The organism is Mycobacterium sp. AZCC_0083 (assembly GCF_014202335.1).
In the GTDB taxonomy this organism is placed as follows: Bacteria; Actinomycetota; Actinomycetes; order Mycobacteriales; family Mycobacteriaceae; genus Mycobacterium.
In genome coordinates this window covers 142952-164963 of record NZ_JACHGP010000006.1, presented here as the reverse complement: position 1 = coordinate 164963, position 22012 = coordinate 142952, and the positions used below count along the sequence as shown (strand labels likewise).

Here is a 22012-nt window from a genome sequence, read left to right as displayed (position 1 = left end):
GCAAGTCGTCCAGCAACCATGCAGGTCAATTCAAGAGGGATGTCAGGCTAATCTTCGGCCCGTAACGGGCCGGGGCCTGCTCCGGTTGGCGTCACGCCACCTCGCAGAACTGCGGACTCTACACCGTGCTGTTGTACCGTTACGCTACGCAACGCCGGGGAGAAGGCAGGGTTCGTCATCCAGCAGTTCATGATGCGGTTGAGCAGCAACCTGCGCAGATTCCGCTGGGTGGTCTTCGCGGCCTGGCTGCTCTTGCTGGTGCCGTCGGTGTACCTGGCCCTGAACCAGTCGGGCAATCTGACCGGCGGCGGTTTCGAGGTCGCCGGTTCACAGTCGCTGCACGTCGAGTACGAGACCGAGGACCACTTCCCCGACCAGGGCGCCTCGCCGCTTGCGCTCGTCGCTGCCCCCCGCGCGGATGCCTCGTTCGAAGACATGAACGCCGCCGTGGCGCAGCTGGAGCGCATCGCGGCCGAGGTCCCCAACGTCAAGATCGTCCCCAGCCCGCAGCCGCCTCCGCAACCCGACCGGCCCTACGTCGTCACCCTGCAGACGGACTTCGACAGCGGCAGCGTCGACGTGGCCAAACAGTTGCGCAAGAAGGTCGGCATCGACGGTGACCAGCCGGGGCAGATCGACAACGGCAAGGTCAAGCTCTACGTCATCGGGCAGGGCGCGCTCGGCGCCGCCGCCAGCGAGGCCACCAAGCACGACATCACCCAGGCCGAGAAGTGGAACCTTCCGATCGTCCTGATCGTCTTGTTGGCGGTCTTCGGATCGCTTGCGGCCGCGGCCATGCCGCTGGTACTTGGCATCTGCACGGTCGTGGTGACGATGGGCCTGGTCTATCTACTCTCGATGTTCACCGAGATGTCGGTGTTCGTGACGTCGACCGTCTCCATGTTCGGCATCGCGCTGGCCGTCGACTATTCGCTTTTCATTCTGATGCGGTTCCGAGAGGAGCTGCGATCGGGCCGTGAGCCTGCTCAGGCCGCCGACGCCGCGATGGCGACATCCGGGCTCGCCGTGCTGCTGTCCGGGTTGACCGTGATCGCCTCGATGACCGGCATCTATCTGATCAACACGCCGGTGTTGGCCTCGATGGCCACCGGTGCCATCCTTGCCGTCGCCATCGCGGTGCTGACGTCGACCACTCTCACCCCTGCAGTGCTGGCCACCTTCGGCAAGGCCGCCGCCAAACGCTCGTCGTGGCTGCACTTCTCCCGGCGGCCCGATACGACGCAATCCCGGTTCTGGACACGCTGGGTCGGGTGGGTGATGCGCAGACCGTGGCTGTCCGCGGCAGCGGCAACGGCATTCCTGCTCACCATCGCCGCGCCTGCGTTTGCGATGACCCTCGGCAACAGTCTGCAGCGCCAGTTCGAGCCCACCCACGAGATTCGCGGCGGCGTCAACGCGGCCGCCGAGGCACTTGGGCCTGGTGCGCTCGGCCCGGTGCGGGTGCTCGTCACGTTCCCGACCCTCACCGCCAACGAACCGCAGAACGCCGCGGCACTCGACGCCGTGCACCAGAAGTTGGCGCAGGCGCCCGACGTGGTCACGGTGACGCCCCCGGTCTTCAGCGACGACAACCACAGTGCGTTGCTGTCCGCCGTGCTGTCGGTGGATCCCGAGGACATGGGCGCGCGGATGAGCATCGACTGGATGCGTCAGAATCTGCCAGGGACGGCCGGTCAGCGGGTCAGCATCGACGTCGGCGGGCCCACCGCGCTGATCAAGGACTTCGACGACCGGGTGGCCGCCACCCAGCCCGCGGTGTTCGGGTTCGTCGCGGTGATCGCCTTCGTCATGCTGCTGATCTCGATCAGATCGGTGTTCCTTGCCCTCAAGGGCGTGCTGATGACGGTGCTGTCGGTGGGTGCGGCGTACGGCAGCCTGGTTGCGGTATTCGAGTGGGGATGGCTCGAAGCGCTTGGCTTCCAACGGATCTCGTCGATCGACAGCACCATTCCGCCGCTCGTCCTCGCGATGACCTTCGGGTTGTCGATGGACTACGAGATCTTCCTGCTGACCCGCATCCGAGAGCGGTTCCTGCAGACCAACAACACCCGCGACGCCGTCGCCTACGGAGTGAGCACCAGCGCCCGCACCATCACCAGCGCGGCGCTGATCATGATCGCGGTGTTCATCGGCTTCGCATTCGCGGGCATGCCGTTGGTCGCACAGCTCGGCGTGGCCTGCGCAGTTGCGATCGCCGTGGACGCCACCGTGGTTCGCCTCGTCCTGGTGCCCGCGTTGATGGCGATGTTCGCGCAATGGAACTGGTGGCTGCCCGGCTGGCTGGACCGCATCCTGCCGTCGGTGGACTTCGAGAAGCCGCTGCCGAAGGTGGACATCGGCGACCTCGTCATCATCCCCGACGACATCTCCGCGCTCGGCCCCTCGGGCTCCGACATCCGGATGGTGGTCAAGTCGGCGGCCAAGCTCAAGCACCTCGCCCCGCAGACCATCATCGTGGCCGATCCGCTGGCGTTCAGCGGTTGCCTGCCGACCGGGCGCGCGCTCACCAACCTCGTCAAGCGCGGTGAGGAGGCGGTGCCGGGAGTGCGGACGACGGGCCGGTTCCACCGGACGAACGGCATCCGCAACGGGGCGGGCCAGACCAAGGCGATCCCTTGTCGTGCGGTGCATCCGGTGACCATGTGGCGCGGTCGTCTCTCGGTTGCGCTCGACGCGCTGGCGACCGCGGCGGCCGACGGCGAACAGCCCGTGGTGGAACGTCGCAGCCCGATGGAGACCACCAACGTGCAGCTGCCGACCGGCGACAGGTTGCAGATCCCGACCGGCGCCGAGACGCTGCGGCTGAAGAGCTACCTGATCATGTGCCGCAACAGCGCCAAGGATTTCGCTGAGCTTGCCGATCTCGTCGACTCGATGGAAACTCAGACGGCCGCGGTGGTGCTGGCCCGGATGGACCGGTATTACTCTGGACAGCACGCAAGAAATCAGTGGGTGGCCACACAGCTGGTGCGTCGGCTTGCCGACCCGCACCCTTCCGACGTGGACGACGGTTCGATGTCGGGCCCCGACGCTGAGGCTGATTGGGAAAGAGTCAGGCAACGGTGCCTGTCAGTAGCAGTAGCGATGCTGGAGGAGGCGAGGTGACGTTGGCTGCCGACGCGCGTCGCGATTCTGACGCCGGCCGCCCGGAGGCAACCGCGCGCCGCCGTCCCTTGGCGGAGGTCGACAGCCGGCCCGTCGAGTTCTGGCCGACGTCGTCGATCCGGGCCGCCCTGGACACCGATGACCTCTCGGTCTGGCAGCGCATCGTCGTCGCGATCAAGCGCGACCCGTACGGCCGCACCGCCCGCCAGGTCGAAGAGGTGCTTGAAACCGCACAGCCGTACGGCGTTTCGAAGGCGCTTGCCGAGGTGCTGATCCGCACCCGCGAACACCTCGAGGCCAACGAACGCGCCGAAGTGGGCCGCCACGTGCGGTTGCTGCTCGAGCGGTCCGGTCTTGGCCCGCAGGAGTTCGCGTCGCGCATCGGCGTGCCGACCGACCAGTTCAACGCCTACCTCGACGGCTCGTCCAATCCGCCCGCGTCGCTGATGATTCGCATCCGCCGGCTGTCCGACCGGTTCGCCAAGATGCGCAGCGAGCGAGCCGGCCAGTCCGGCTGACCGTCACACCGTGGCTGCCACGCTCGTCCTGATCCCAGGGGCCGGAGGCAGTGCGTGGTACTGGCATCGCGTCACCCCACTCCTGGCCGACGCCGGTGTGGACAGCATCGCCGTCGAGCTTCCCGCGGCTGACGACTCCGCCGACCTCACCACCTACGCCGACGCCGTTTGCGACGCCATCACCGACGTCGACGGGCCGCTGCTCCTGGTCGGACAGTCGATGGGCGCCTTCACCGCGCCGATGGTGGCCGACCGGATCGGCGCCGCCATGGTCGTGCTGGTCAACCCGATGGTGCCGACGGCGGGCGAGTCGCCGGGACAGTGGTGGGGCGCGACCGGACAGGACCAGGCGATGGCCGAGCACTTCCGCCGAATCGGCCTGCCCGACGAGGATTTCGACCCGGTCGAGGACTTCTTCCACGACGTGCCCGCGCAGGTTCGCGACGAGGCGTTCAGCCAGCCGCCGCCCCGTCAGTCCGACACCCCGTTCGGCCAAACGTGGCCATTGGACGGGTGGCCCGACGTGCCAACCCGGGTGGTGGCAGGCAGCGACGACAGGTTCTTCCCGCTGGAGTTCCAGCGCCGGGTGGTCCGCGAACGCCTCGGCCTGGACGTCGACGTCCTGCCCGGCGGGCACCTGATGGCACTGAGCCGGCCGCGCGAGTTGGCTGACCACCTGTTGGCATTGCACTCAGGGCTGTGAGATTCCGGGCGATTGCAACCCTGGGCGCAATCTCGACCAGCACCTAGGCTGCACAGCCGTGACTGACCGAACCTATGGACTGGCCACCCGCGCAATCCATGCCGGCCAGCGTCCTGACGCCGGCACCGGCGCCCGCGTCGTGCCGATCTACCAGAACGCGAGCTTCGTGTTCAACGACACCGACGACGCGGCCAACCTGTTCGCGCTCCAGAAGTACGGCAACGTCTACAGCCGCATCGGGAACCCGACCGTCGCCGCATTCGAGGAGTGCATCGCCAGCCTCGAGGGCGGCCTCGGAGCGGTGGCCACCGCGAGCGGGCTGGCGGCCCAGTTCGCGGTGTTCGCCGCGCTCACCGGCGCCGGCGACCACATCGTGGCGGCGGCCAGCCTGTACGGCGGCACCGTCACGCAATTGGACGTGTCGCTGCGGCGCTTCGGCGTCGACACCACGTTCGTCACCGGGACCGACCCGGCCGACTACGCCGCCGCGATCACCGACCGCACCCGCCTGGTGTACGCCGAGGTGATCGCCAACCCGTCCGGCGAGATCGCCGACCTGGCCGGACTGGCTGCGGTCGCCAACGACGCAGGCGTGCCGCTGGTCGTCGACGCGACGGTCGCGACGCCGGTGTTGTGCAGGCCGATCGAACACGGCGCCGACATCGTGGTGCACTCCGCGACCAAGTTCATCGGCGGCCATGGCACGACGCTGGGTGGCGTCGTCGTCGATTCCGGCGGATTCGACTGGAGCGCAGGCAAATTCCCCGCACTCACCGAACCTGTCGCGTCATACGGCGGGCTGAGCTGGTGGGGCAACTTCGCCGAGTACGGCTTCCTGACCAAGCTGCGCAGCGAGCAGCTACGCGACCTCGGCGCGGCCCTTGCACCGCAGTCGGCGTTCCAATTGTTGCAAGGTGTGCAGACGCTGCCGCAGCGGATGGCCGCGCACGTCGCCAACGCCGGCCGGGTGGCGCAGTGGCTGGAGGCCGACCCACGCGTGGAGTACGTGCGCTGGGCCGGCCTGCCATCGCACCCCAATCACGACCGCGCCGCGCACTATCTCCCCGATGGACCGGGTGCGGTGTTCGCGTTCGGCGTTCGTGGCGGCCGGGCCGCAGGAGAGCGGTTCATCAACGCCGTCCAGCTCGCCAGCCACCTGGCCAACATCGGCGACGTGCGAACGCTGGTCATCCATCCCGCCAGCACCACGCACCGCCAACTCACCGACGACCAGTTGCGCACGGGCGGCGTCGGCCCCGAACTCATCAGGATCAGCGTCGGCATCGAGGACGTCGACGACATCATCTGGGATCTCGACCAGGCCCTGGCTGCGGCGGCGAAGGCCGATGAGCCGCTTGCGCGAAGAGAAACAACAGATGTCTGAGCCCCGCACCTGGATCGGACCCGAAGCACTGGCGCGGCATCGGATCCTGCGCGAGACGTGCACCGTGGCGATCGTCGGGGCCTCGGCGAACCCTTCGCGGGCAAGCTATTTCGTGTGGACGTACCTGAAGTCGACCAGCGACTACGAGGTGTACCTGGTCAATCCGACCATCACCGACGTCGAGGGCACGCCGGTGTATCCGAGCCTGGCCGAGTTGCCTGTGGTGCCCAATCTGGTCGACGTGTTCCGCCGCCACGACGAACTGCCGTCGGTGCTCGACGACACCATCGCAGTCGGGGCGAAGACCATCTGGCTGCAGTTGGGGCTGTGGCACGACCAGGTCGCGCGCGACGCCGAGGCCGCAGGCCTGCAGGTGGTGATGGACCGGTGCTTGAAGATCGAGCACGCGCGCTTCCACGGCGGGCTTCACCTAGCTGGGTTCAACACCGGCGTGATCGACTCGCGCCGGCCGCGCTAGGGGTGCCGCCGACGCCACTCGGTCGGGGTCGTCGCAGGCGAGCAGATCGAGCAGCAGACCACGCACCAGGGCGAGTTCGCGGGTGGCCCGTGCCTCGGCAAGCGGGCGTGGCGTCGAGGGTTGGGCCGCGATCAGCAGATCCAGCCAGTCCCTTGCCGTTTCGGCGGCAAACCCGGCCCACGGGCCGGGATCTCGGCTCACCGATCGCAGGAACGCTTCGTAGGTCAATCGCACCATCGGACGTTGTTCCTGGGCCGACAGCGTCGCCCACAGTCGAGCGACCAGCAGGTCGAAATCGCCGCTCTCCGTATCGAGGGCGCCCGCGACCAAGGACTGCTGTTCGCGGCGCGCCCGCGCCAGCAGCTCGCGAACCAGCTCCTCCTTGCTGCCGAACAGGTACAGCAATACCCGGGGGCTGGTTCCCGTGGCTGCGGCCAGCGGGCGAAGCGAAAGCCCGTTGAGCCCCCGGTCGACGACGTAGGCGTAGCAGGCGTCGAGGAGCTCATCGCGTCGCGGCGAGGTGCTGGACACGGCAGCGCTCCTTACGGTCGGCGTGGGACGGCCACATGGCCTAATCTAACTGAAACAGCTGTTTCAGTGGGTGAGGGACATGACACGGGACGCAGACTTTTCACTCGTGGGGCGTCGGGCGCTGATCACCGGGTCGGCGCGGGGCCTTGGCCTACAAATGGCACGTGGCTTGGCGCGGGCAGGCGCTCACGTCGTGCTCAACGGACGCAATCCCACCGCCCTGACCGCGGCAGCCGAGCAGCTTCGGGCCGAACGACTCGACGTCACCACCGCCGCCTTCGACGTCGCCGACCTGAACGAGGCACGCAAGGTCGTCACCGCACTCGAACCCATCGACATCCTGGTGAACAACGTTGGTCAGCGCGACCGGCGCGGCGTCGACGGACTGTCATCCGATGATCTGGCCCGAATGTTCGACGTACATCTGGCGTCGGCGTATTCGCTGAGCCGTTGCGTCGCAACGAATCTGGTGGAGCGCGGACTACCGGGGCGGATCATCAACATCTCGTCGGTCATCGGCCAACTGGGCCGGTCGGGCGACGTCGGCTACGCCGTGATGAAGGCCGGGCTGGACGGCCTCACCCGAGCGTTGGCGGCAGACTTGGGTTCCCGATCGATCACCGTCAACTCCGTGGCACCGGGAACGTTTGCGACCGAAGCCAATTCAGCGTTGGCCGCCGACCCAACGTGGGAGCAGTGGCTCCAGACGCGAACCGCGCTCGGCCGCTGGGGGCGACCAGAGGAAATCGCGGGCATCGTCGTGTTTCTTGCCAGCGAGGCCTCGTCGTTCATCACGGGCCAAACCATCGCCGTCGACGGTGGCCTCACCACCGCCTTCTAGAGCTAGAGGCCTTCTAGCGTGCGTTGATCGGCGTCACGTCGACTACCAGCCACTTGCCGCTGTCCTTGGAAAGGGCGACCCGCAAGGCCAGCACCGCGACGTCAGGCGGCTTGCCAGGAGCGTTCTGGGTGCCCCGCATGACCACGGCGACGCTGGCCGCGGCGGGCCCGATGGCCTCGACCCCCGCCGAGATCGTGCTGGCCTGCCCTGCGACGTTTCTGCTCGCCAAATCCTTTGCCACCGCGGCGAACTCCTTGCGGTAGGCGTCGGCGCGCTCGGGTGTCATCAGACCGGCCGCCCTGTCGATCGACGCGTTCGGATCCTGCGGCGTGAAGGTCGCCGACGCCTCGGCGACGCTGCTGGCGATGCCAACCACCTCGCCGATGTCGGCGTTCATGGTGCGATCCGGCACCGTCCAGCGGGTGTAGCCGACCACCACGGCAACCGAAAGGGCGACCGCGGCCAAGCCGACGACGACCAGTCGCAGCACCGGACCTTCGTCGTCGGTGCCAACGGTGACGCCGTCGCGGCGATACAGCACGAAGTCGACGATCATGCCCTGCACGATCAGCAAGCACAGCACCGAGCAGACCGAGACCCACCACGTCGGCCAGTCCAGCGCAAGGCCGACGTAGACGAGTCCTGTGATCGCGGCCAACGGCGCGAGGACGTCGAAGGCAAGGACGCGCAGCGCGTTCCTCATCGCATGGTCTCCAGCCGCGAGATCAGCAGCTTGCCGTCGACGTCGGAGACCCCGAGCCGCAGGTTCCAGCGCACCGGCTGCGGCTGGGCACCGCCCGCGTTCTGACTCCTCGACGTCGCGACCACGAGCACGGTGTCGGTGCGCGACGCCACCGTCGACAGTTCGGGCTGCGGCGATGGCGCACCTGGCTGGCCGGACTGCTGGTGGTGCAGCGACTCGATCGACACCGAGTCGACCTGGCCGACGGTCTGCGACTTCAGCTTCAGCACCAGCTGCTTGAACGGCTCGACCGTCGACTCGAAGTCGGCGTTGAGCTGGCCCACCGTGCCGTCGTGCAGCGTGCGCAGGCTGGTGTCGACGGTATCGGCGCTCATGTTGATCAACACGTTGGTCCAGTCGGCGGCGGCCTGCATCGCGCTGGTCTGATAGGAGAGTTCGTCGTTCTGATTGCGGTGGCCCGACCACACCATCAGGCCAAGCACGACGGCAGCTACCGACACCAGCCCGAGCACCGCGGAGCCGATGCCGTAACCGGTGAAGACGCCGCCAGCGCGGTCGGTGCGCACCTCATCGGGCTCGTCGGGCATGGCCGTGAGGCTACCCGGCGGAAATCCCATCCCCCGCGGGCGTCTGGAAGGATGTGGGAGTGACGCTAGAAGCCATCAATTCCGGTATCGACCTGAGCTACGTCGACGGCGATGCCCGCCCCCAGGACGACCTGTTCGGCCACGTCAACGGCCGCTGGCTGGACGACTACCCAATCCCCGCCGACCGGGCCACCGACGGTGCCTTCCGATTGCTCGCCGATCGCGCCGAGGAACAGGTCCGCGATCTGATCACCGAGGCCGCCGGCGGGCAGGAGCGCAGCGACCGGGGGATCGACACCGCGACGGACTCCCCGAGCGGGACCGACCAGCAGCGCATCGGTGACCTCTACGCCAGCTTCATGGACACCGACACCGTGGCCCGCATCGGGGTGCAACCGCTTCTCGACGAGCTCGCGACCGTCAACGCCGCACCGACGGCGGACGCGCTGGCCGTCGTGCTCGGCGGGCTCCAGCGCACCGGCATCGGCGGCGGCACCGGCGTGTACGTCGACACCGACTCCAAGAACTCCACCCGCTACCTGCTGCACCTGTCGCAGTCCGGCCTCGGCCTGCCCGACGAGTCCTACTACCGGGACCCCCAGCACGCCGAGATCCTGGCCGCCTACCCCGGCCACATCGCGCGCATGTTCGCGCTGGTGCTCGGTGGGGACGCGGAATCGCACGCCGATGACGCCGCCCGGATCGTCGCGCTCGAAACCGACCTGGCCGCCGCGCACTGGGACGTGGTCAAGCGCCGCGACGCCGACCTGACCTACAACCTGCGCACGTTCACGGACCTGCCCGCCGAGGCACCGGGATTCGACTGGGCGAACTGGGTCACCGCGATCGGCACCTCACCAGAGGCCGTCTCCGAGGTCGTGGTCCGCCAGCCCGACGTGCTGACGTCGTTCGCCGCACTGTGGTCGGGCCGCGATCTCGAGGTCTGGAAGCTGTGGCTGCGGTGGCGGGTGATCAGCTCACGCGCCTCGTTGCTCACCGACGAGCTGATCGCCGAGAACTTCGACTTCTACGGCCGCACGCTGAGTGGCACCGAGGAGATCCGCGAGCGGTGGAAGCGCGGCGTCGGCCTGGTGGAGAGCCTGATGGGCGACACCGTCGGCAAGCTCTACGTGGAGCGGCACTTCCCGCCTGGCGCAAAGGCCAGGATGGACGAGCTGGTTGCGAACCTGCGCGAGGCCTACCGGGTCAGCATCAACGACCTGGAGTGGATGACGCCGGAGACGCGTGCCCGTGCGCTGGCCAAGCTGGACAAGTTCACCCCGAAAATCGGCTACCCGGTGCGGTGGCGGGACTATTCGGCGCTGGTGATCGACCGCGACGACCTCTACGGGAACGCCCTGCGGGGTCAGATAGTCGAGACCGACCGCGAGCTGGCGAAGCTGGGCGGCCCCGTGGACCGCGACGAGTGGTTCATGACGCCGCAGACCGTGAATGCCTACTACAACCCCGGCATGAACGAAATCGTCTTTCCCGCAGCCATTCTGCAGCCACCGTTCTTCGACGCCGAGGCCGACGACGCGGCCAACTACGGCGGCATCGGCGCGGTGATCGGGCACGAGATCGGGCACGGGTTCGACGATCAGGGCGCCAAGTACGACGGCGACGGAAACCTCGTCGACTGGTGGACCGACAGCGACCGAACCGAATTCGGTTCCCGCACCGATGCATTGATCGCGCAATACGAAGAGTTCGTCCCACGACAGCTGACGGGCGGCCAGCACGTCAACGGCGCGTTCACCGTCGGCGAGAACATCGGTGACCTCGGCGGCCTCTCGATCGCGCTGCTGGCGTACGAGCTGTCGCTGGGCGGCAAGGAGGCGCCGGTCATCGATGGTCTGACCGGTGTCCAACGAGTCTTCTATGGCTGGGCACAGGTGTGGCGCACCAAGTCCCGCGACGCCGAAGCCATCCGGCGGTTGGCCATCGACCCACACTCACCGCCGGAGTTCCGGTGCAACGGCGTGATCCGCAACATCGACGCGTACTACGACGCGTTCGAGGTCAGCGAGTCCGACGAGCTGTACCTGGATCCCCAGCGCCGGGTGCGGATCTGGAACTAGTGCACAAGTGAGCCAGGTACGTGGCCGCGTGTGGCGGGCGGGCAAGTCTCAGGATGACTTCGAGTTCGCCTCCATCTCCGACTATCTCGTCGAGAAGGACACGTTGGTGTGGGCCGACATCTACGACCCGGACCACGCCGCGCTCACCGAGCTGGCCCAGGAACTCGGACTGAACGACTGGGCGGTGGAGGATGCGGTCGGTGACGCCGAGCGCACCAAGGCCACGGTCTACAAGACGCACACGTTCTTCACGGTGTACGCCGTCGCGCCGACGAACCCCAAGGACGACACCGAGTCGGCGCTGTCACTGCACCGCATCTCGGGGTTCGTGCTGCCGCAGGGTCTGATCACCGTGCGGCTCGCCCCCAGGTCATCCCCCGTCGCTTCGCTCGCCCCCGGGGACGACATCGACGCCATCTCCCAGCGCTTCGACGAACTCGGCGGGCAGGAGTACGGGGTCGGCGCGCTCGTCCACGGCCTGCTCGACGTCGTGGTTGACGGTCACTTCGAAGCCGTGCAGTGCCTCGACGATGCCGTGGAGTCGATCGAGGACGACTTGTTCGCCGACGCCAGCCCAAAGTCGGGCCTGCAACGGCGTACGTTCCGGCTGCGCAAGGACCTGGTCGAGCTGCGCCGGGTGGTGCTTCCCATGCGGGAGGTGGTCAGTGCGATCCAGCACCGCAGGCTCGACGCGAAGACGGCACCGGAACTCGACCCGCTCTACGCCGACCTCTACGACCACGTGCTGCGGGCCTCGGAGTGGACGGAGTCGTTGCGCGACATGGTGTCCACGGTGTTCGAGACGAACCTGAGCCTGCAGGACGCCCGGCTGAACACAGTGATGAAGAAGCTGACCGGGTGGGCGGCCATCATTGCGGTGCCCACCGCGATCACCGGCTTCTACGGCCAGAACGTTCAGTACCCAGGCATCCAGACCGTGGCAGGCTTCATCACCAGCACTGCACTCATCGTGCTACTCGTAACCGTGCTCTACGTCAGCTTCAAACGGCGAGACTGGTTGTAGCGCAGACCGCTTAGAACATCTGCCAATCGGACGCGCCGTCGGGCTGGGTGTAGGTGCCCTTCGAGTTCTTGACGACGATCGCGTCGCCGCTGCCGAAGTTGTCGTAGAACCACTTCGCGTTGTCCGGGCTGATGTTGATGCAGCCGTGGCTCACGTTTCGCTTGCCCTGATCGGCGACCGACCACGGCGCGCTGTGCACGAAGTTCCCGCTGTTGTCGATTCGCACGGCCAGCTGCACATTCAGTTTGTAGCCGTTGGCCGAGTCGACGGGCACGCCGTACGTCGACGAGTCCATGACGATCGTCGGGAACTTCTCGAGCACGTAGTACGTGCCATTGGGAGTCGCGTGTCCGCCGCCCGACATACCCATCGACACCGGGATGGTCTTCTCCACCTTGCCGTTACGCGAGACGGTCATCTGGTGTGTCGCGTCATCGATGGTGGCGACTAGCTGCTCGGGAACGGTGAAGCTCGACTTGGTGCCGCCTGCGTCGATGTTGACGACGGTGCCCGCGGGCCAGAAGTCCTGCGGCCGCCACCTCAGCTGGGTGTCGTTGGTCCAGTAGAACCTGCCTGGGACGGGCGGTACCGACGAGATGTGCACGGCGGCCTGGGCCAACGCCCGGTCGGCGATCGGTCGCGCGAAGTTGATGTAGATCGGCTTCGCGGCGCCGACCTTGGAGCCGTTAGTCGGATTGAAGGTCGGCGGTGCGAACACGGGCGCACCGGTGTACGCCGTCGGGTCCTGGCCCGCAGGCGTTCCCTCGGGAATGACAGTGGGCTGCGGAGCTGGGGCCGGGGCCGCGAGCGGATCAACCGGCGGCGGGGCATCCCACGGCATCGGAGGCAGCTCGAGGGGCGGCGGAGGTGGCGGCGGCACGGGCTGCTCCACCGGCGCTGCGTCGATGGCAGCGGGGTCTGGATTGACCTCCGGATCGGCCCAGGCAGACGGGCTGTTGACGGCCAATCCACCGACCAGCCCGGCCGCGAAGATCGCGGTGACCAGTCTCTTCATCTTCCCCTGCGGCATGTGCCACCTCCAATAGAATTCTCGATCCAGTGTGGCACAACGGCAAGGCCACCCGTCTCCGGCGACGCTCGCCGGCACCCGACCGCAGTGCCGGGAAACGGCACTGAGCTGCGGTGTTGATCGCCCCGGAGCGGTCAAGTGTTACCTGGCCCCACCCCCCGGGAAGCCAGAAAGGGAACGGGACGCCCGGTTTCGGTGTTGCACACCGGGTCATGTCCGCCGATTGAGAGGAAATGCCGTGGTAGCGATACCCGATGGGTACGAGGATCTGCTGGAACGGCCGCTATACGGCCACTTGGCGACCACCCGACCGGACGGCACGGCCCAGGTGAATCCGATGTGGTTCGACTGGGACGGCGAGCTGCTGCGGTTCACCCACACCAACAAGCGGCAGAAGTACCGAAATGTGGCAGCACATCCACAGGTAGCGATGTCGATCGTGGACCCGGACAACCCCTACAAGTACCTCGAGGTACGGGGCGACGTGGAACGGATCGATCCCGACCCCGACGGCGACTTCTACATGCACCTCAACAACCGCTACAGCGGGCCGTTCAGCGAGCCGCCGCCGGATCACCCCGACCGGGTGGTGTTCGTGGTGCGGCCGACGTCGTACAGCAAGCAGTAGCGGTCAGGACCGCACCAGCCTGGCAATCGCCGCCGACGCCTCGGCCAGCTTCTTGTCCGCTTCGTCGCCGCCTTCGGCGACGGCGTGGCTGACACAGTGGCCGAGGTGTTCGTCGAGCAATCCGAGCGCGACGGACTGCAGGGCGCTGTTGACGGCGCTGATCTGGGTGAGGACGTCGATGCAGTATTTGTCGTCCTCGATCATCTTCGCGATGCCACGGACCTGACCCTCGATGCGGCGCAACCGCTTCGCATAGTTGTCCTTGTCCGACGAATACCCGTGTGTAGCAGTCAAGTCAGCCTCCCAGCATCTGCTTCATCTGAGTGATCTCGCCCTGCTGGGCCGTCACGATCTGTTGCGCCAGGCTCTTCGCGTCGACGTTGGCGCCACCGGCGATCTCCGCGTTGGCCATCGCGATGGCCCCTTCGTGGTGACTGATCATCGCCTGCATCCACGACTTGTCGAACTCGGGGCCCTTGAGCGACGCGAGATTGGCGATCGCCGCGGCGTCGACCATGCCCTGCATGTTCATGCTGGGATCCATGCCGCCGTGGCCCTGGTGGTCTGCCGGGTCGTCAGGGGTCGCTGAGGGGGCGGCGGTGTCTTGGGGAGTGTCAGAGCCCTGCTTCCACTGCACCAGGAACACCTTCAAGGTCTCGATCTCGGGGCCCTGCGCTGCCGAGATGTCGGCGGCGAGCTTGAGCACCGCGGGATTGGTGGACCGGTCGGGCACCATCGCCGCCATCTCCACCGCCTGCTGGTGGTGCGGAATCATGTTTGTGGCGAAGTCGACGTCCTTGTCGTTGAATCCGGCGGGCTGCGCCGCTGGACTGGACTGGCTGGATTCGCTGCCTTGCTGGTGGTTGGCGTGTTCGTCAGAGGCTGGACTGGTACACGCCGACAACAACACGGCGGTGGGAACTGCGGCTAGCAGAGCGATGAACGACTTCATGCCATCCACCGTACCGGATACCCCACCGGGGTATCCAAAACGGTTTGGTCGGCCAGTAGTGCGAAGGCATACTTGATAAATGCCCTCAGCGTCTTCTTCAGACCAAACTGGTAGCACGCCCGACATCAAGCCCCGCAGCCGCGACGTCACCGACGGCCTCGAGAAAACCGCAGCCCGCGGCATGCTCCGGGCCGTCGGCATGGGTGACGACGACTGGACCAAACCGCAGATCGGCGTCGGCTCGTCGTGGAACGAGATCACGCCGTGCAACATGTCGCTGCAGCGTCTGGCACAGGCGGTCAAGGCTGGCGTGCACGCGGCCGGCGGCTACCCGCTGGAATTCGGCACCATCTCGGTGTCCGACGGCATCTCGATGGGCCACGAGGGCATGCACTTCTCCCTGGTCTCCCGCGAAGTGATCGCCGACAGCGTCGAGACCGTCATGCAGGCCGAGCGCCTCGACGGCTCGGTGCTGCTCGCCGGCTGCGACAAGTCGATCCCCGGCATGCTCATGGCTGCCGCACGGCTGAATCTGGCGAGCGTCTTCCTCTACAACGGCTCGATCATGCCGGGGCTGGCCAAGCTCACCGACGGCACCGAGAAGGAAGTCACCATCATCGACGCCTTCGAGGCGGTCGGGGCCTGTGCGCGTGGGCTGATGTCGCGCGCGGACGTGGACATCATCGAGCGGGCCATCTGTCCCGGCGAGGGCGCATGCGGCGGCATGTACACCGCCAACACCATGGCGTCGGCCGCTGAGGCGTTGGGCATGTCGTTGCCGGGCAGCGCATCGCCCGTGGCCATCGACAAGCGGCGCGACGACTACGCACGCAAGTCCGGCGAAGCGGTGGTCGGGATGCTGCGGCGCGGCATCACCACCAGCGACATCCTCACCAAGGAGGCGTTCGAGAACGCCATCGCCGTCGTCATGGCCTTCGGTGGGTCGACGAACGCCGTGCTGCACCTGCTGGCCATCGCCTGGGAGGCCAACGTCAAGCTCACGCTTGCGGACTTCACGCGCGTCGGGCAGAAGGTGCCGCACCTGGCCGACGTGAAGCCGTTCGGCCGCCATGTGATGAAGCACGTCGACGAGATCGGCGGCGTGCCCGTCGTGATGAAGGCGCTGCTGGACGCCGGTCTGCTGCATGGGGATTGCCTCACCGTCACCGGCCAGACCATGGCCGAGAACCTCGCCCACATCGACCCGCCGGACCCCGATGGCAAGGTGCTGCGGGCGATGAACAACCCGATCCACCCGACGGGCGGCATCACGATCCTTCACGGCTCGTTGGCTCCCGAGGGTGCCGTGGTGAAGTCGGCGGGCTTCGACTCCGACGTGTTCGAAGGCACCGCAAGGGTTTTCGAGCGTGAGCGGGCAGCGCTGGATGCGCTGGAGGACGGCACCATCACGCACAATGACGTCGTCGTCATCCGCTACGAGGGGCCCAAGGGCGGACCCGGCATGCGGGAGATGCTGGCCATCACCGGTGCCATCAAGGGTGCGGGCCTTGGCAAGGACGTGCTGCTGATGACCGACGGCCGGTTCTCCGGTGGCACCACCGGCCTCTGCGTCGGACACATCGCGCCGGAGGCCGTCGACGGCGGGCCGATCGCCTTCGTGCGCGACGGTGACAAGATCCGCCTCGACGTCGCCAACGGCACGCTGGACCTTCTGGTCGACAAGGACGAATTCGAGTCGCGCAAGGTCGGTTTCGAGCCGCTGCCCCCGGTGTACAAGACCGGCGTGCTGGCCAAGTACACCAAGCTCGTCGGCTCGGCAGCTACCGGCGCGGTCTGCAGCTAGTTCGGTGTTGGTGGTGGTAGGGGCTGGAAGGGTTGGTACCACCACCAGTCGGCGCGTTCGCCGGTCGGTCCGGCACATGGTTTGACCGCGGGTGGGGGTGTGGTCGGGAGACGCGCTAGCGATCCCGCCTTCAGCGGTCTGCCTTGTTGGTCGGTGACGACGAGGTGCTGGGCGGGTCCGGTGATGGTGATGACACCCCGATGGTGGGCCCGGTGGTGATATGGACACACCAGTTTGATCGCGCTGCGCAGCTGGTTGACCGTCGAGTAGGCGGCCATCTCCGCGTAGTGCGCGTCGGATCCATCCGCTGCATTCTCGGCGATGACACCGACCTGATCCAACGAGAACCGGCCCTCCCGCATGCCTTTCGCGCAGCGCGGAAACTCCTCGATCCGCTGCGCGATGGCGACAACCGTTTCAGCGTTGCGGGGTGACACACCGGTCATCCAGGCCACCAACGAAGGCACCGAGCGTGCACCGGTGGCGCCCCACAGCCCGTCGTGGTCGATCTCGGCCACGATCTCCACGATCTGCCCGTCGATCGCGTTGCGCTGGCCGGTCAGCTCCGCCACCTTGTCCAACAACACCTCGAGACGCTCAACCGGGCTCACCTCAGGAGCGAAAGAGGCTGCCGGCGAAGACATACCACCATCAAACCAGATCAAACCAGAGGGGTACGACATTTCTGTACCCCGTCACTAACACATGGGCGTGGGCTGGACGTACGGTTTGGGTATGACGCTCGCCTTCCTGGTCACCTCGCTGATCGTCGTCGCGACACCGGGCTCCGGCGCGCTCTACACCGTGGCCACGGGCCTGGCGCACGGAACGAGGGCGAGCTTCTTCGCGTCGGTGGGCTGCACGATCGGCATCGTGCCCGCCATGCTGGCTGCGGTCACCGGCCTGGCCGCGATCATGCACAGCAGCGCGATCGCGTTCCAGACCATCAAGTGGGCTGGCGTTGCCTACCTGCTGTTCCTGGCCTGGATGGCGTGGCGCGACAAGTCCGAACTGATCGCAGGCGCAACCGATTCCACGCATCCGGGACCGTGGCGCATCACCTGGACGGCGGTCGCGGTCAACGTATTGAATCCGAAGCTGACGCTGTTCTTCGTCGCGTTCCTTCCGCAGTTCATCGACCCGGCCCGGCCGCCGGTGGGTCAGATGTTGTACCTCAGCGGCGTCTTCATGGCGATGACGTTCGTCGTGTTCGCGGTGTACGGGGCGTTCGCGGCAGGCGTGCGCAACCACGTCATCCGCAAACCTCGGGTCGTGACGTGGATGCGACGCTCGTTCGCCGCGTCCTATGTCGCGCTGGCCGCGCGGATGGCGGCCACGGCGCGGTAGTGCCCGCTGATAGCTCAGCGGTCACCGAATCGTGCAGCCCGTCCAAGCGTTGAGCACGAACGGGCCTGTCCGGCCGGGGAATGCATCCGGCCGGTCACTCGCACCTGGCTCAGTGAGTTACGGGGCTACCCGTGGCGGGCTTCGGAATCGCGGACGCGCATTCCGAAGTACACGGCGTTCATGCCAAGCACCGTGATCAGCACACCGCAGATCACATGTGACCAGATCATGCCCGCGGTCGGCGACGCAACGAAGATCCACGGTGAGGCGATCAGCCACAAACCGAAGACGGGCAGCGTCCACGTCATGCCGTGGGTACGGTCCAGTGCCGAACCGAAACACATTGCCAGGACAGCGACGGTGATTCCTACGATCAGATCGTTGAAGGGCAGCCGCGTGAAGGCGTCGAAGCCGAGGATATACGGTGCCAGGGCAACGTAGATCGCCGTCAGCAACGTCAGGCCGAAGGTGGCTTGCGCGGTCATCGACTCGGCGGCGCGGTCGTAGCTCGCGCGCAGAGCCAATATATCCGGATGCTGATCGATTGATGTATGGGCCGTTGTCATTTCGTTTCCTTTCCGTTATGCAGCAAGCTTTTTGAGGCCTACTGCAACCCCATTCATCACTGTCCAAAGTACGCTTTGTCAAATGGGCCAGCAATCAAGATCCGGCCGCGAGCAGCTCGCGCCGAAGGGTTCGTGGAACGCGGGCAGAGGCGGGGCCAGGTGGTTCATCTCCCGGGCACAGTGTCCAGCACCATCACGACGCCGGATGCTCGCCGAAGAACGCGAGGATCCGGCGCCTGGGATCCTCGGATTCTGGCCGCGAGTAGGCAAATCCCGCGGTGCGCACGATGATTCGCGGCGGGGCCGGCTCGCACCAGCCATTCATGAAGGAATGCCCGACGTCGGGATACTCCTTGAAGTCGTGCGGAACGCCACCCTCGGGACCCGCCACGTAGGCAGGCAGCGGCCCCGGCGGGTACGACATTACGTTCCACGTTGTCCACGGTCGTGAGGCTATCTCGGTCAGCTTCGTCGGCGCTGCTGACTACGATCCCGTCATGGACGGGCACGAGAAGGCGGTGGTGATCGCGGCGATTCAGCTTCTTGCCGAGGAGAACGGCGGGATGTCAGTTGGCAGAGATCGCTTCATCCCCGAGACAGGCTTTCCCGAGTACCTATTCCAGGGCTTCGGATGGCGTCGAGCGGCCGCTCGGGGTGTGACAAACGACGGGCGCGACGCGAAAATGGACCGCGGTAACTTCAGGGAGTAACAGCAAAGCTTGGGATATAAATCACAAGGAAGGCGTTGTCACCCAAAGCGGGGATACTTGGTTATGCGTTCGATTACCGTTGCGCGGTGGTGGCGATGGCTCATGCGCGGATATTGATGGCATGACGAGCGGAGCGCCGTTGCTGTTGCCACAGTTCGATCTACCTCCAGTTGTTGAGGTCGCTCTGGGGTGTCGAGTTCCTGTCGCTACCGGCATTGACTGTGGTGCCGATGGTCGAGATGCGACCTCTGTGGCATGACAGCTACCCCCTCATTGAGGAACAACCTGCGCTGCCGCCCAGCACAGCGGGTAACTTGAAGCCGGACTTTGGATTCGAGATTGGGGCGGGCGAAAAGCGGCTTGGATGTCCGCGGTGTCCAGACGCGGATGGTCATCCGTCATGTCCAACATTCCGCGCACCGCGCAGCAGGTCCGCCGCCTCCGACTGATAGGCGTGCTCGGCCCATCCGAGCGGCGTCGAGCCGAACCGCCCGTCGGTGATCGACGGGTCCGCTCCTGCGTCGAGCAGCACGCGCATCCGGTAGAGATCCCCTGCCCACGCGGCGTGGTGCAGCGCGGTACTTCCCTCTGCGTCAAGCTCATTCGGATCTTCGGGCAGTGACTGCTCGACGACCTTCACCCCCGACACGTCGACGCCGTGCTCACCGAGGAGCACCAACCGGTCGGCGAAACCGTGCTCGGCCGCCCAGCCGACCTGGCGCGCCCACATCTGCTCCTGGGTTTCCATCGCCTCGCCCAACCGTCGGTGCCACGGCCCCGGCTCGACGCGTCCCAACCCGTGCGCGAACAACAGCTCGAGGTGGTCGTCGCCCGGTCGGAACATCCGGTTGTAGAGCGTCTGCTGGTCCTCCGGATGTGCACCCCGGTCGAGCAGCAGAGCCGCCAGCGCTTGGTCGTACGGGTGCCTCGGCTGCCGCCGCGGTCCCTGCTCGCCCTCGCCGAACGCCCCGGTGAGCGCGGTGAACGGCGTCGACATCCCGCACCACAGGTAGCCGGCGTTCGGGTCGGCACCCGCGTCGAGCAGCACCGCGGCGGCCTCGAGCGCCTCGTCCTGGCTGCGGCCAAGCGGGGCGCGGGAGTAGGTCAGGTGCAACAGTGGCGCCCAGCCGAAAGGTCCACCCGCACGCCGGGCGAGCGTCGGATCCGCGGCCAGGTGCCTGCGCAGCGCCGCGGGATCGGACGCCGCGGCCGCGGCCCACACGTGCCGGTCGACGAGCATCGGATCGGCGGCGAGCAGATCCGCGGCGGTCTGCCAGCGCGGCGGGGCGTCGTCATCGTCGTAGCGCAGTGCGCTGAGCGCACAGAACCGATCAGCTGGGTCCAATGTGTCCTCGTCGACCGCATGCGGGTCGACGGTGAAGTCGGCGGCGATCCGCAGGTAGTGCACCAGCGCAGGCCATCCGGTGAAGCCGTACGACCTGGCGATGGTCAGCTGCGCGTCGTGCAGGGCGAACCGGGATGGCGATTCGGCCAACGCAATCGACGGCTTCGGGTGGCACCGCCGGACGAGGTCGACGGCGTCCCGATCGCCTGTGGTGATGCCGCGCTGCAATCGGCGCGCATCGGCCTTGAGCCGATCCAGTGACGGGTTGTTGGGCAGAGAGCTGGCCATGACGGCCTCCTTCCGAGCCCGGCGTCCGCGAGGTCGGGCCGAGGAAAGAGGTCGATCGGCACGAGCGTGGTCTTGCTGGCAGGGAGGCTGAGCCTCTTCGAGCGGACGTCGGGCGGTCCTGCGCGCCCCGACATCACGATAGGTCGGCGGTCCTCGCGGGTCAACGGCTCCGGCCGCATCACCAGCGTGGCGGGTCTAACCACCCTGCTGCATAGCGGGTTTCGATCGTCGCGCGAGGAACCACAGGGTCCACAGGATGATCGGCAACAGGATGTCGGTCCACAATGGGAACCCGATGTTGTAGGGCCTGGTGTTGTCGTCAACCACCCAGAAGTAGACGTGCCCGGCGGCGTCGCCGAAGTACTGGATGGTCTGCACCACGATCACGCACAGCCAGAAGTTGTCGCGGTACCAGTAACACATCAACCCGGCCACGCCGACCGCCAAGTCGCCCATGGCGGTCTCCCACTGGAAGCCGCCGTCGCCGCGGGTGTATCCGATCATCTCCGCGGTCGCCGGCCCGTCGAAGATGTGGAAACCCGCGGTGATCAGGCCCGTGACACCGACCACGGCCACCAGCCACCACAGCAGATGGATTCGGGCGGCGGGGGTCTGCTCATCCCTCCTGCTCTGAGCGGTCGCTCCGACGATCGCGACGATCACTGCGATGACCACGAACACGACAACCCCCTAACCTGCGGCCTTCACCAGCGCCAGCGCGAAGCCGTCCCAGCCCTTCGTTCCCACGGTCTGCACGGCGGCGGTGTCCAGCCGCGGGTGTTCGCCCATCATCTGGAACATCTCGCGCACAGCGCGGGCCTGCTGGTCGTCGGGTGCGGGGTCGAGGACACGCCCTGCGCGGGCGATGTTGTCGACCACGATGAGTGCGCCCGGCGTGGACAGCTCGATCGCCCATTGCACGTAGGCGACGTTGTTCTCCTTGTCCGCGTCGATGAAGAACATGTCGAAGCGCTCGCCACGTTCGCCGAGTTGCGGCAAGGTGTCCAGCGCCGCACCGACGATGACCTCGACCCGGTCGTCGACGCCTGCTCGGGCGAAGTTCGCGCGCGCGACGTCGGCGTGCGCCTGCTGGTACTCCAACGTCACGACGCGGCCGCCGGATCCAACGGCGCGGGCCAGGGCGATGGTGCTGTAACCGGCGAGGGTGCCGATCTCCAGCACCCTGGTGGCCTGCCTCAGTTCGGTGAGCAGCCCCAGCAGTTTGGCGTGCTGCGCGGAGAGCTCGATGGCAGGCATCCCGGCGTCGACGGCGGACTGCCTCGTCGCGGCGAGCACGTCGTCCTCGGTGTGCAGCAGCTCGTTGAACATTTCGTCGAGGGCCTGCGGATCAGGTTCAGTCACCGGC

The 22012-nt window shown here is 66.8% G+C and carries 24 protein-coding genes and 1 tRNA gene; 11 read left to right on the top strand and 14 right to left on the bottom strand.

Annotation, left to right across the window (positions count from 1 at the left end; genetic code table 11):
* Positions 1 to 189 precede the first annotated feature (189 nt).
* Genes HNP02_RS16415 through HNP02_RS16395 form a run of 5 tightly spaced genes read left to right on the top strand, consistent with a single transcriptional unit; the run spans position 190 to position 6209 of the window.
* Positions 190 to 3126, top strand: coding sequence for an MMPL family transporter (locus HNP02_RS16415; protein WP_184440268.1), 2937 nt, complete (start codon positions 190 to 192; stop codon positions 3124 to 3126).
* The gene (locus HNP02_RS16410; RefSeq protein WP_184440266.1) at positions 3123 to 3644 is read left to right on the top strand and encodes an XRE family transcriptional regulator; all 522 of its coding nucleotides are present in this window, start codon (positions 3123 to 3125) and stop codon (positions 3642 to 3644) included. Before HNP02_RS16415 ends, HNP02_RS16410 begins: the two co-directional genes overlap by 4 nt.
* A 10-nt stretch (positions 3645 to 3654) precedes the next feature.
* Complete coding sequence (locus HNP02_RS16405) at positions 3655 to 4347, top strand: alpha/beta fold hydrolase (protein WP_184440264.1); 693 nt, start codon at positions 3655 to 3657, stop codon at positions 4345 to 4347.
* A gap of 58 nt (positions 4348 to 4405) precedes the next feature.
* Positions 4406 to 5731, top strand: coding sequence for an O-acetylhomoserine aminocarboxypropyltransferase/cysteine synthase family protein (locus HNP02_RS16400; protein ID WP_184440262.1), 1326 nt, complete (start codon positions 4406 to 4408; stop codon positions 5729 to 5731).
* Positions 5724 to 6209, top strand: coding sequence for a CoA-binding protein (locus tag HNP02_RS16395; RefSeq protein WP_184440260.1), 486 nt, complete (start codon positions 5724 to 5726; stop codon positions 6207 to 6209). The genes HNP02_RS16400 and HNP02_RS16395 overlap by 8 nt, the downstream gene beginning before the upstream one ends.
* Here the strand turns inward: HNP02_RS16395 and HNP02_RS16390 are convergent.
* The gene (locus HNP02_RS16390; RefSeq protein WP_184440258.1) at positions 6162 to 6740 is read right to left on the bottom strand and encodes a TetR/AcrR family transcriptional regulator; all 579 of its coding nucleotides are present in this window, start codon (positions 6738 to 6740) and stop codon (positions 6162 to 6164) included. The genes HNP02_RS16395 and HNP02_RS16390 overlap by 48 nt on opposite strands.
* A 79-nt stretch (positions 6741 to 6819) precedes the next feature.
* Between HNP02_RS16390 and HNP02_RS16385 the strand changes: the two genes are divergently transcribed.
* Positions 6820 to 7581, top strand: coding sequence for an SDR family oxidoreductase (locus HNP02_RS16385; RefSeq protein ID WP_184440257.1), 762 nt, complete (start codon positions 6820 to 6822; stop codon positions 7579 to 7581).
* A gap of 13 nt (positions 7582 to 7594) precedes the next feature.
* Here HNP02_RS16385 and HNP02_RS16380 read toward each other — a convergent pair whose 3' ends face one another.
* Positions 7595 to 8284: a hypothetical protein gene (locus HNP02_RS16380; RefSeq protein ID WP_184440255.1), complete on the bottom strand. Its 690-nt coding sequence runs from the start codon at positions 8282 to 8284 to the stop codon at positions 7595 to 7597.
* Positions 8281 to 8871, bottom strand: a complete 591-nt coding sequence (locus HNP02_RS16375) for a hypothetical protein (protein ID WP_184440253.1) — start codon at positions 8869 to 8871, stop codon at positions 8281 to 8283. Before HNP02_RS16375 ends, HNP02_RS16380 begins: the two co-directional genes overlap by 4 nt.
* Positions 8872 to 8930: 59 nt before the next feature.
* On the opposite strand from HNP02_RS16375, the gene HNP02_RS16370 reads away from it, so the two are divergent.
* Together HNP02_RS16370 and HNP02_RS16365 are read left to right on the top strand one after the other, a co-directional pair.
* A complete protein-coding gene (locus HNP02_RS16370) occupies positions 8931 to 10952 on the top strand; it encodes a M13 family metallopeptidase (protein WP_184440251.1) in 2022 nt (673 codons plus the stop codon).
* A 7-nt stretch (positions 10953 to 10959) separates the two neighbouring features.
* The gene (locus HNP02_RS16365; RefSeq protein WP_184440249.1) at positions 10960 to 11976 is read left to right on the top strand and encodes a magnesium transporter CorA family protein; all 1017 of its coding nucleotides are present in this window, start codon (positions 10960 to 10962) and stop codon (positions 11974 to 11976) included.
* A 10-nt stretch (positions 11977 to 11986) separates the two neighbouring features.
* Here the strand turns inward: HNP02_RS16365 and HNP02_RS16360 are convergent, their stop codons facing one another.
* Entirely contained in the window at positions 11987 to 13006 is a 1020-nt protein-coding gene (locus HNP02_RS16360) for a L,D-transpeptidase family protein (RefSeq protein ID WP_184440247.1), read from the bottom strand.
* A 238-nt stretch (positions 13007 to 13244) separates the two neighbouring features.
* Here HNP02_RS16360 and HNP02_RS16355 point away from each other — a divergent pair, with 238 nt between their 5' ends.
* Positions 13245 to 13634: a PPOX class F420-dependent oxidoreductase gene (locus HNP02_RS16355; protein ID WP_184440245.1), complete on the top strand. Its 390-nt coding sequence runs from the start codon at positions 13245 to 13247 to the stop codon at positions 13632 to 13634.
* A gap of 3 nt (positions 13635 to 13637) precedes the next feature.
* Here the strand turns inward: HNP02_RS16355 and HNP02_RS16350 are convergent, their stop codons facing one another.
* The 5 genes from HNP02_RS16350 to HNP02_RS16330 all read right to left on the bottom strand — a co-directional run bounded on the left by HNP02_RS16350 (position 13638) and on the right by HNP02_RS16330 (position 17034).
* The gene (locus tag HNP02_RS16350; protein WP_184440243.1) at positions 13638 to 13928 is read right to left on the bottom strand and encodes a metal-sensitive transcriptional regulator; all 291 of its coding nucleotides are present in this window, start codon (positions 13926 to 13928) and stop codon (positions 13638 to 13640) included.
* Between the two features lies 1 nt (position 13929).
* Entirely contained in the window at positions 13930 to 14586 is a 657-nt protein-coding gene (locus HNP02_RS16345; protein WP_184440241.1) for a DUF305 domain-containing protein, read from the bottom strand.
* Positions 14587 to 14683: 97 nt separating this feature from the next.
* Positions 14684 to 15733, bottom strand: a complete 1050-nt coding sequence (locus HNP02_RS16340) for a hypothetical protein (RefSeq protein WP_184440239.1) — start codon at positions 15731 to 15733, stop codon at positions 14684 to 14686.
* A 526-nt stretch (positions 15734 to 16259) separates the two neighbouring features.
* Positions 16260 to 16358 (bottom strand) — tRNA-Thr (locus HNP02_RS16335).
* A 28-nt stretch (positions 16359 to 16386) separates the two neighbouring features.
* On the bottom strand, positions 16387 to 17034 hold the full coding sequence (locus tag HNP02_RS16330) for a DUF222 domain-containing protein (protein ID WP_184440237.1): 648 nt from the start codon (positions 17032 to 17034) through the stop codon (positions 16387 to 16389).
* Positions 17035 to 17125: 91 nt separating this feature from the next.
* Between HNP02_RS16330 and HNP02_RS16325 the strand changes: the two genes are divergently transcribed.
* Positions 17126 to 17737, top strand: a complete 612-nt coding sequence (locus HNP02_RS16325; protein ID WP_184440235.1) for a LysE family translocator — start codon at positions 17126 to 17128, stop codon at positions 17735 to 17737.
* A 125-nt stretch (positions 17738 to 17862) separates the two neighbouring features.
* On the opposite strand, the gene HNP02_RS16320 is transcribed toward HNP02_RS16325, so the two are convergent.
* Positions 17863 to 18303, bottom strand: coding sequence for an SPW repeat protein (locus tag HNP02_RS16320; RefSeq protein ID WP_184440233.1), 441 nt, complete (start codon positions 18301 to 18303; stop codon positions 17863 to 17865).
* 193 nt (positions 18304 to 18496) lie between these two features.
* Positions 18497 to 18727, bottom strand: a complete 231-nt coding sequence (locus HNP02_RS16315) for a hypothetical protein (protein ID WP_184440231.1) — start codon at positions 18725 to 18727, stop codon at positions 18497 to 18499.
* A gap of 73 nt (positions 18728 to 18800) precedes the next feature.
* Here HNP02_RS16315 and HNP02_RS16310 point away from each other — a divergent pair, with 73 nt between their 5' ends.
* Positions 18801 to 19013, top strand: coding sequence for a hypothetical protein (locus HNP02_RS16310; RefSeq protein WP_184440229.1), 213 nt, complete (start codon positions 18801 to 18803; stop codon positions 19011 to 19013).
* A gap of 391 nt (positions 19014 to 19404) precedes the next feature.
* Here the strand turns inward: HNP02_RS16310 and HNP02_RS16305 are convergent, their stop codons facing one another.
* The 3 genes from HNP02_RS16305 to HNP02_RS16295 all read right to left on the bottom strand — a co-directional run bounded on the left by HNP02_RS16305 (position 19405) and on the right by HNP02_RS16295 (position 22008).
* Positions 19405 to 20646, bottom strand: a complete 1242-nt coding sequence (locus HNP02_RS16305; RefSeq protein WP_184440227.1) for a hypothetical protein — start codon at positions 20644 to 20646, stop codon at positions 19405 to 19407.
* A gap of 195 nt (positions 20647 to 20841) precedes the next feature.
* Positions 20842 to 21327, bottom strand: a complete 486-nt coding sequence (locus HNP02_RS16300; RefSeq protein WP_184440225.1) for a DUF6790 family protein — start codon at positions 21325 to 21327, stop codon at positions 20842 to 20844.
* 9 nt (positions 21328 to 21336) lie between these two features.
* Positions 21337 to 22008, bottom strand: coding sequence for an O-methyltransferase (locus tag HNP02_RS16295; RefSeq protein WP_309241580.1), 672 nt, complete (start codon positions 22006 to 22008; stop codon positions 21337 to 21339).
* Positions 22009 to 22012 lie beyond the last annotated feature (4 nt).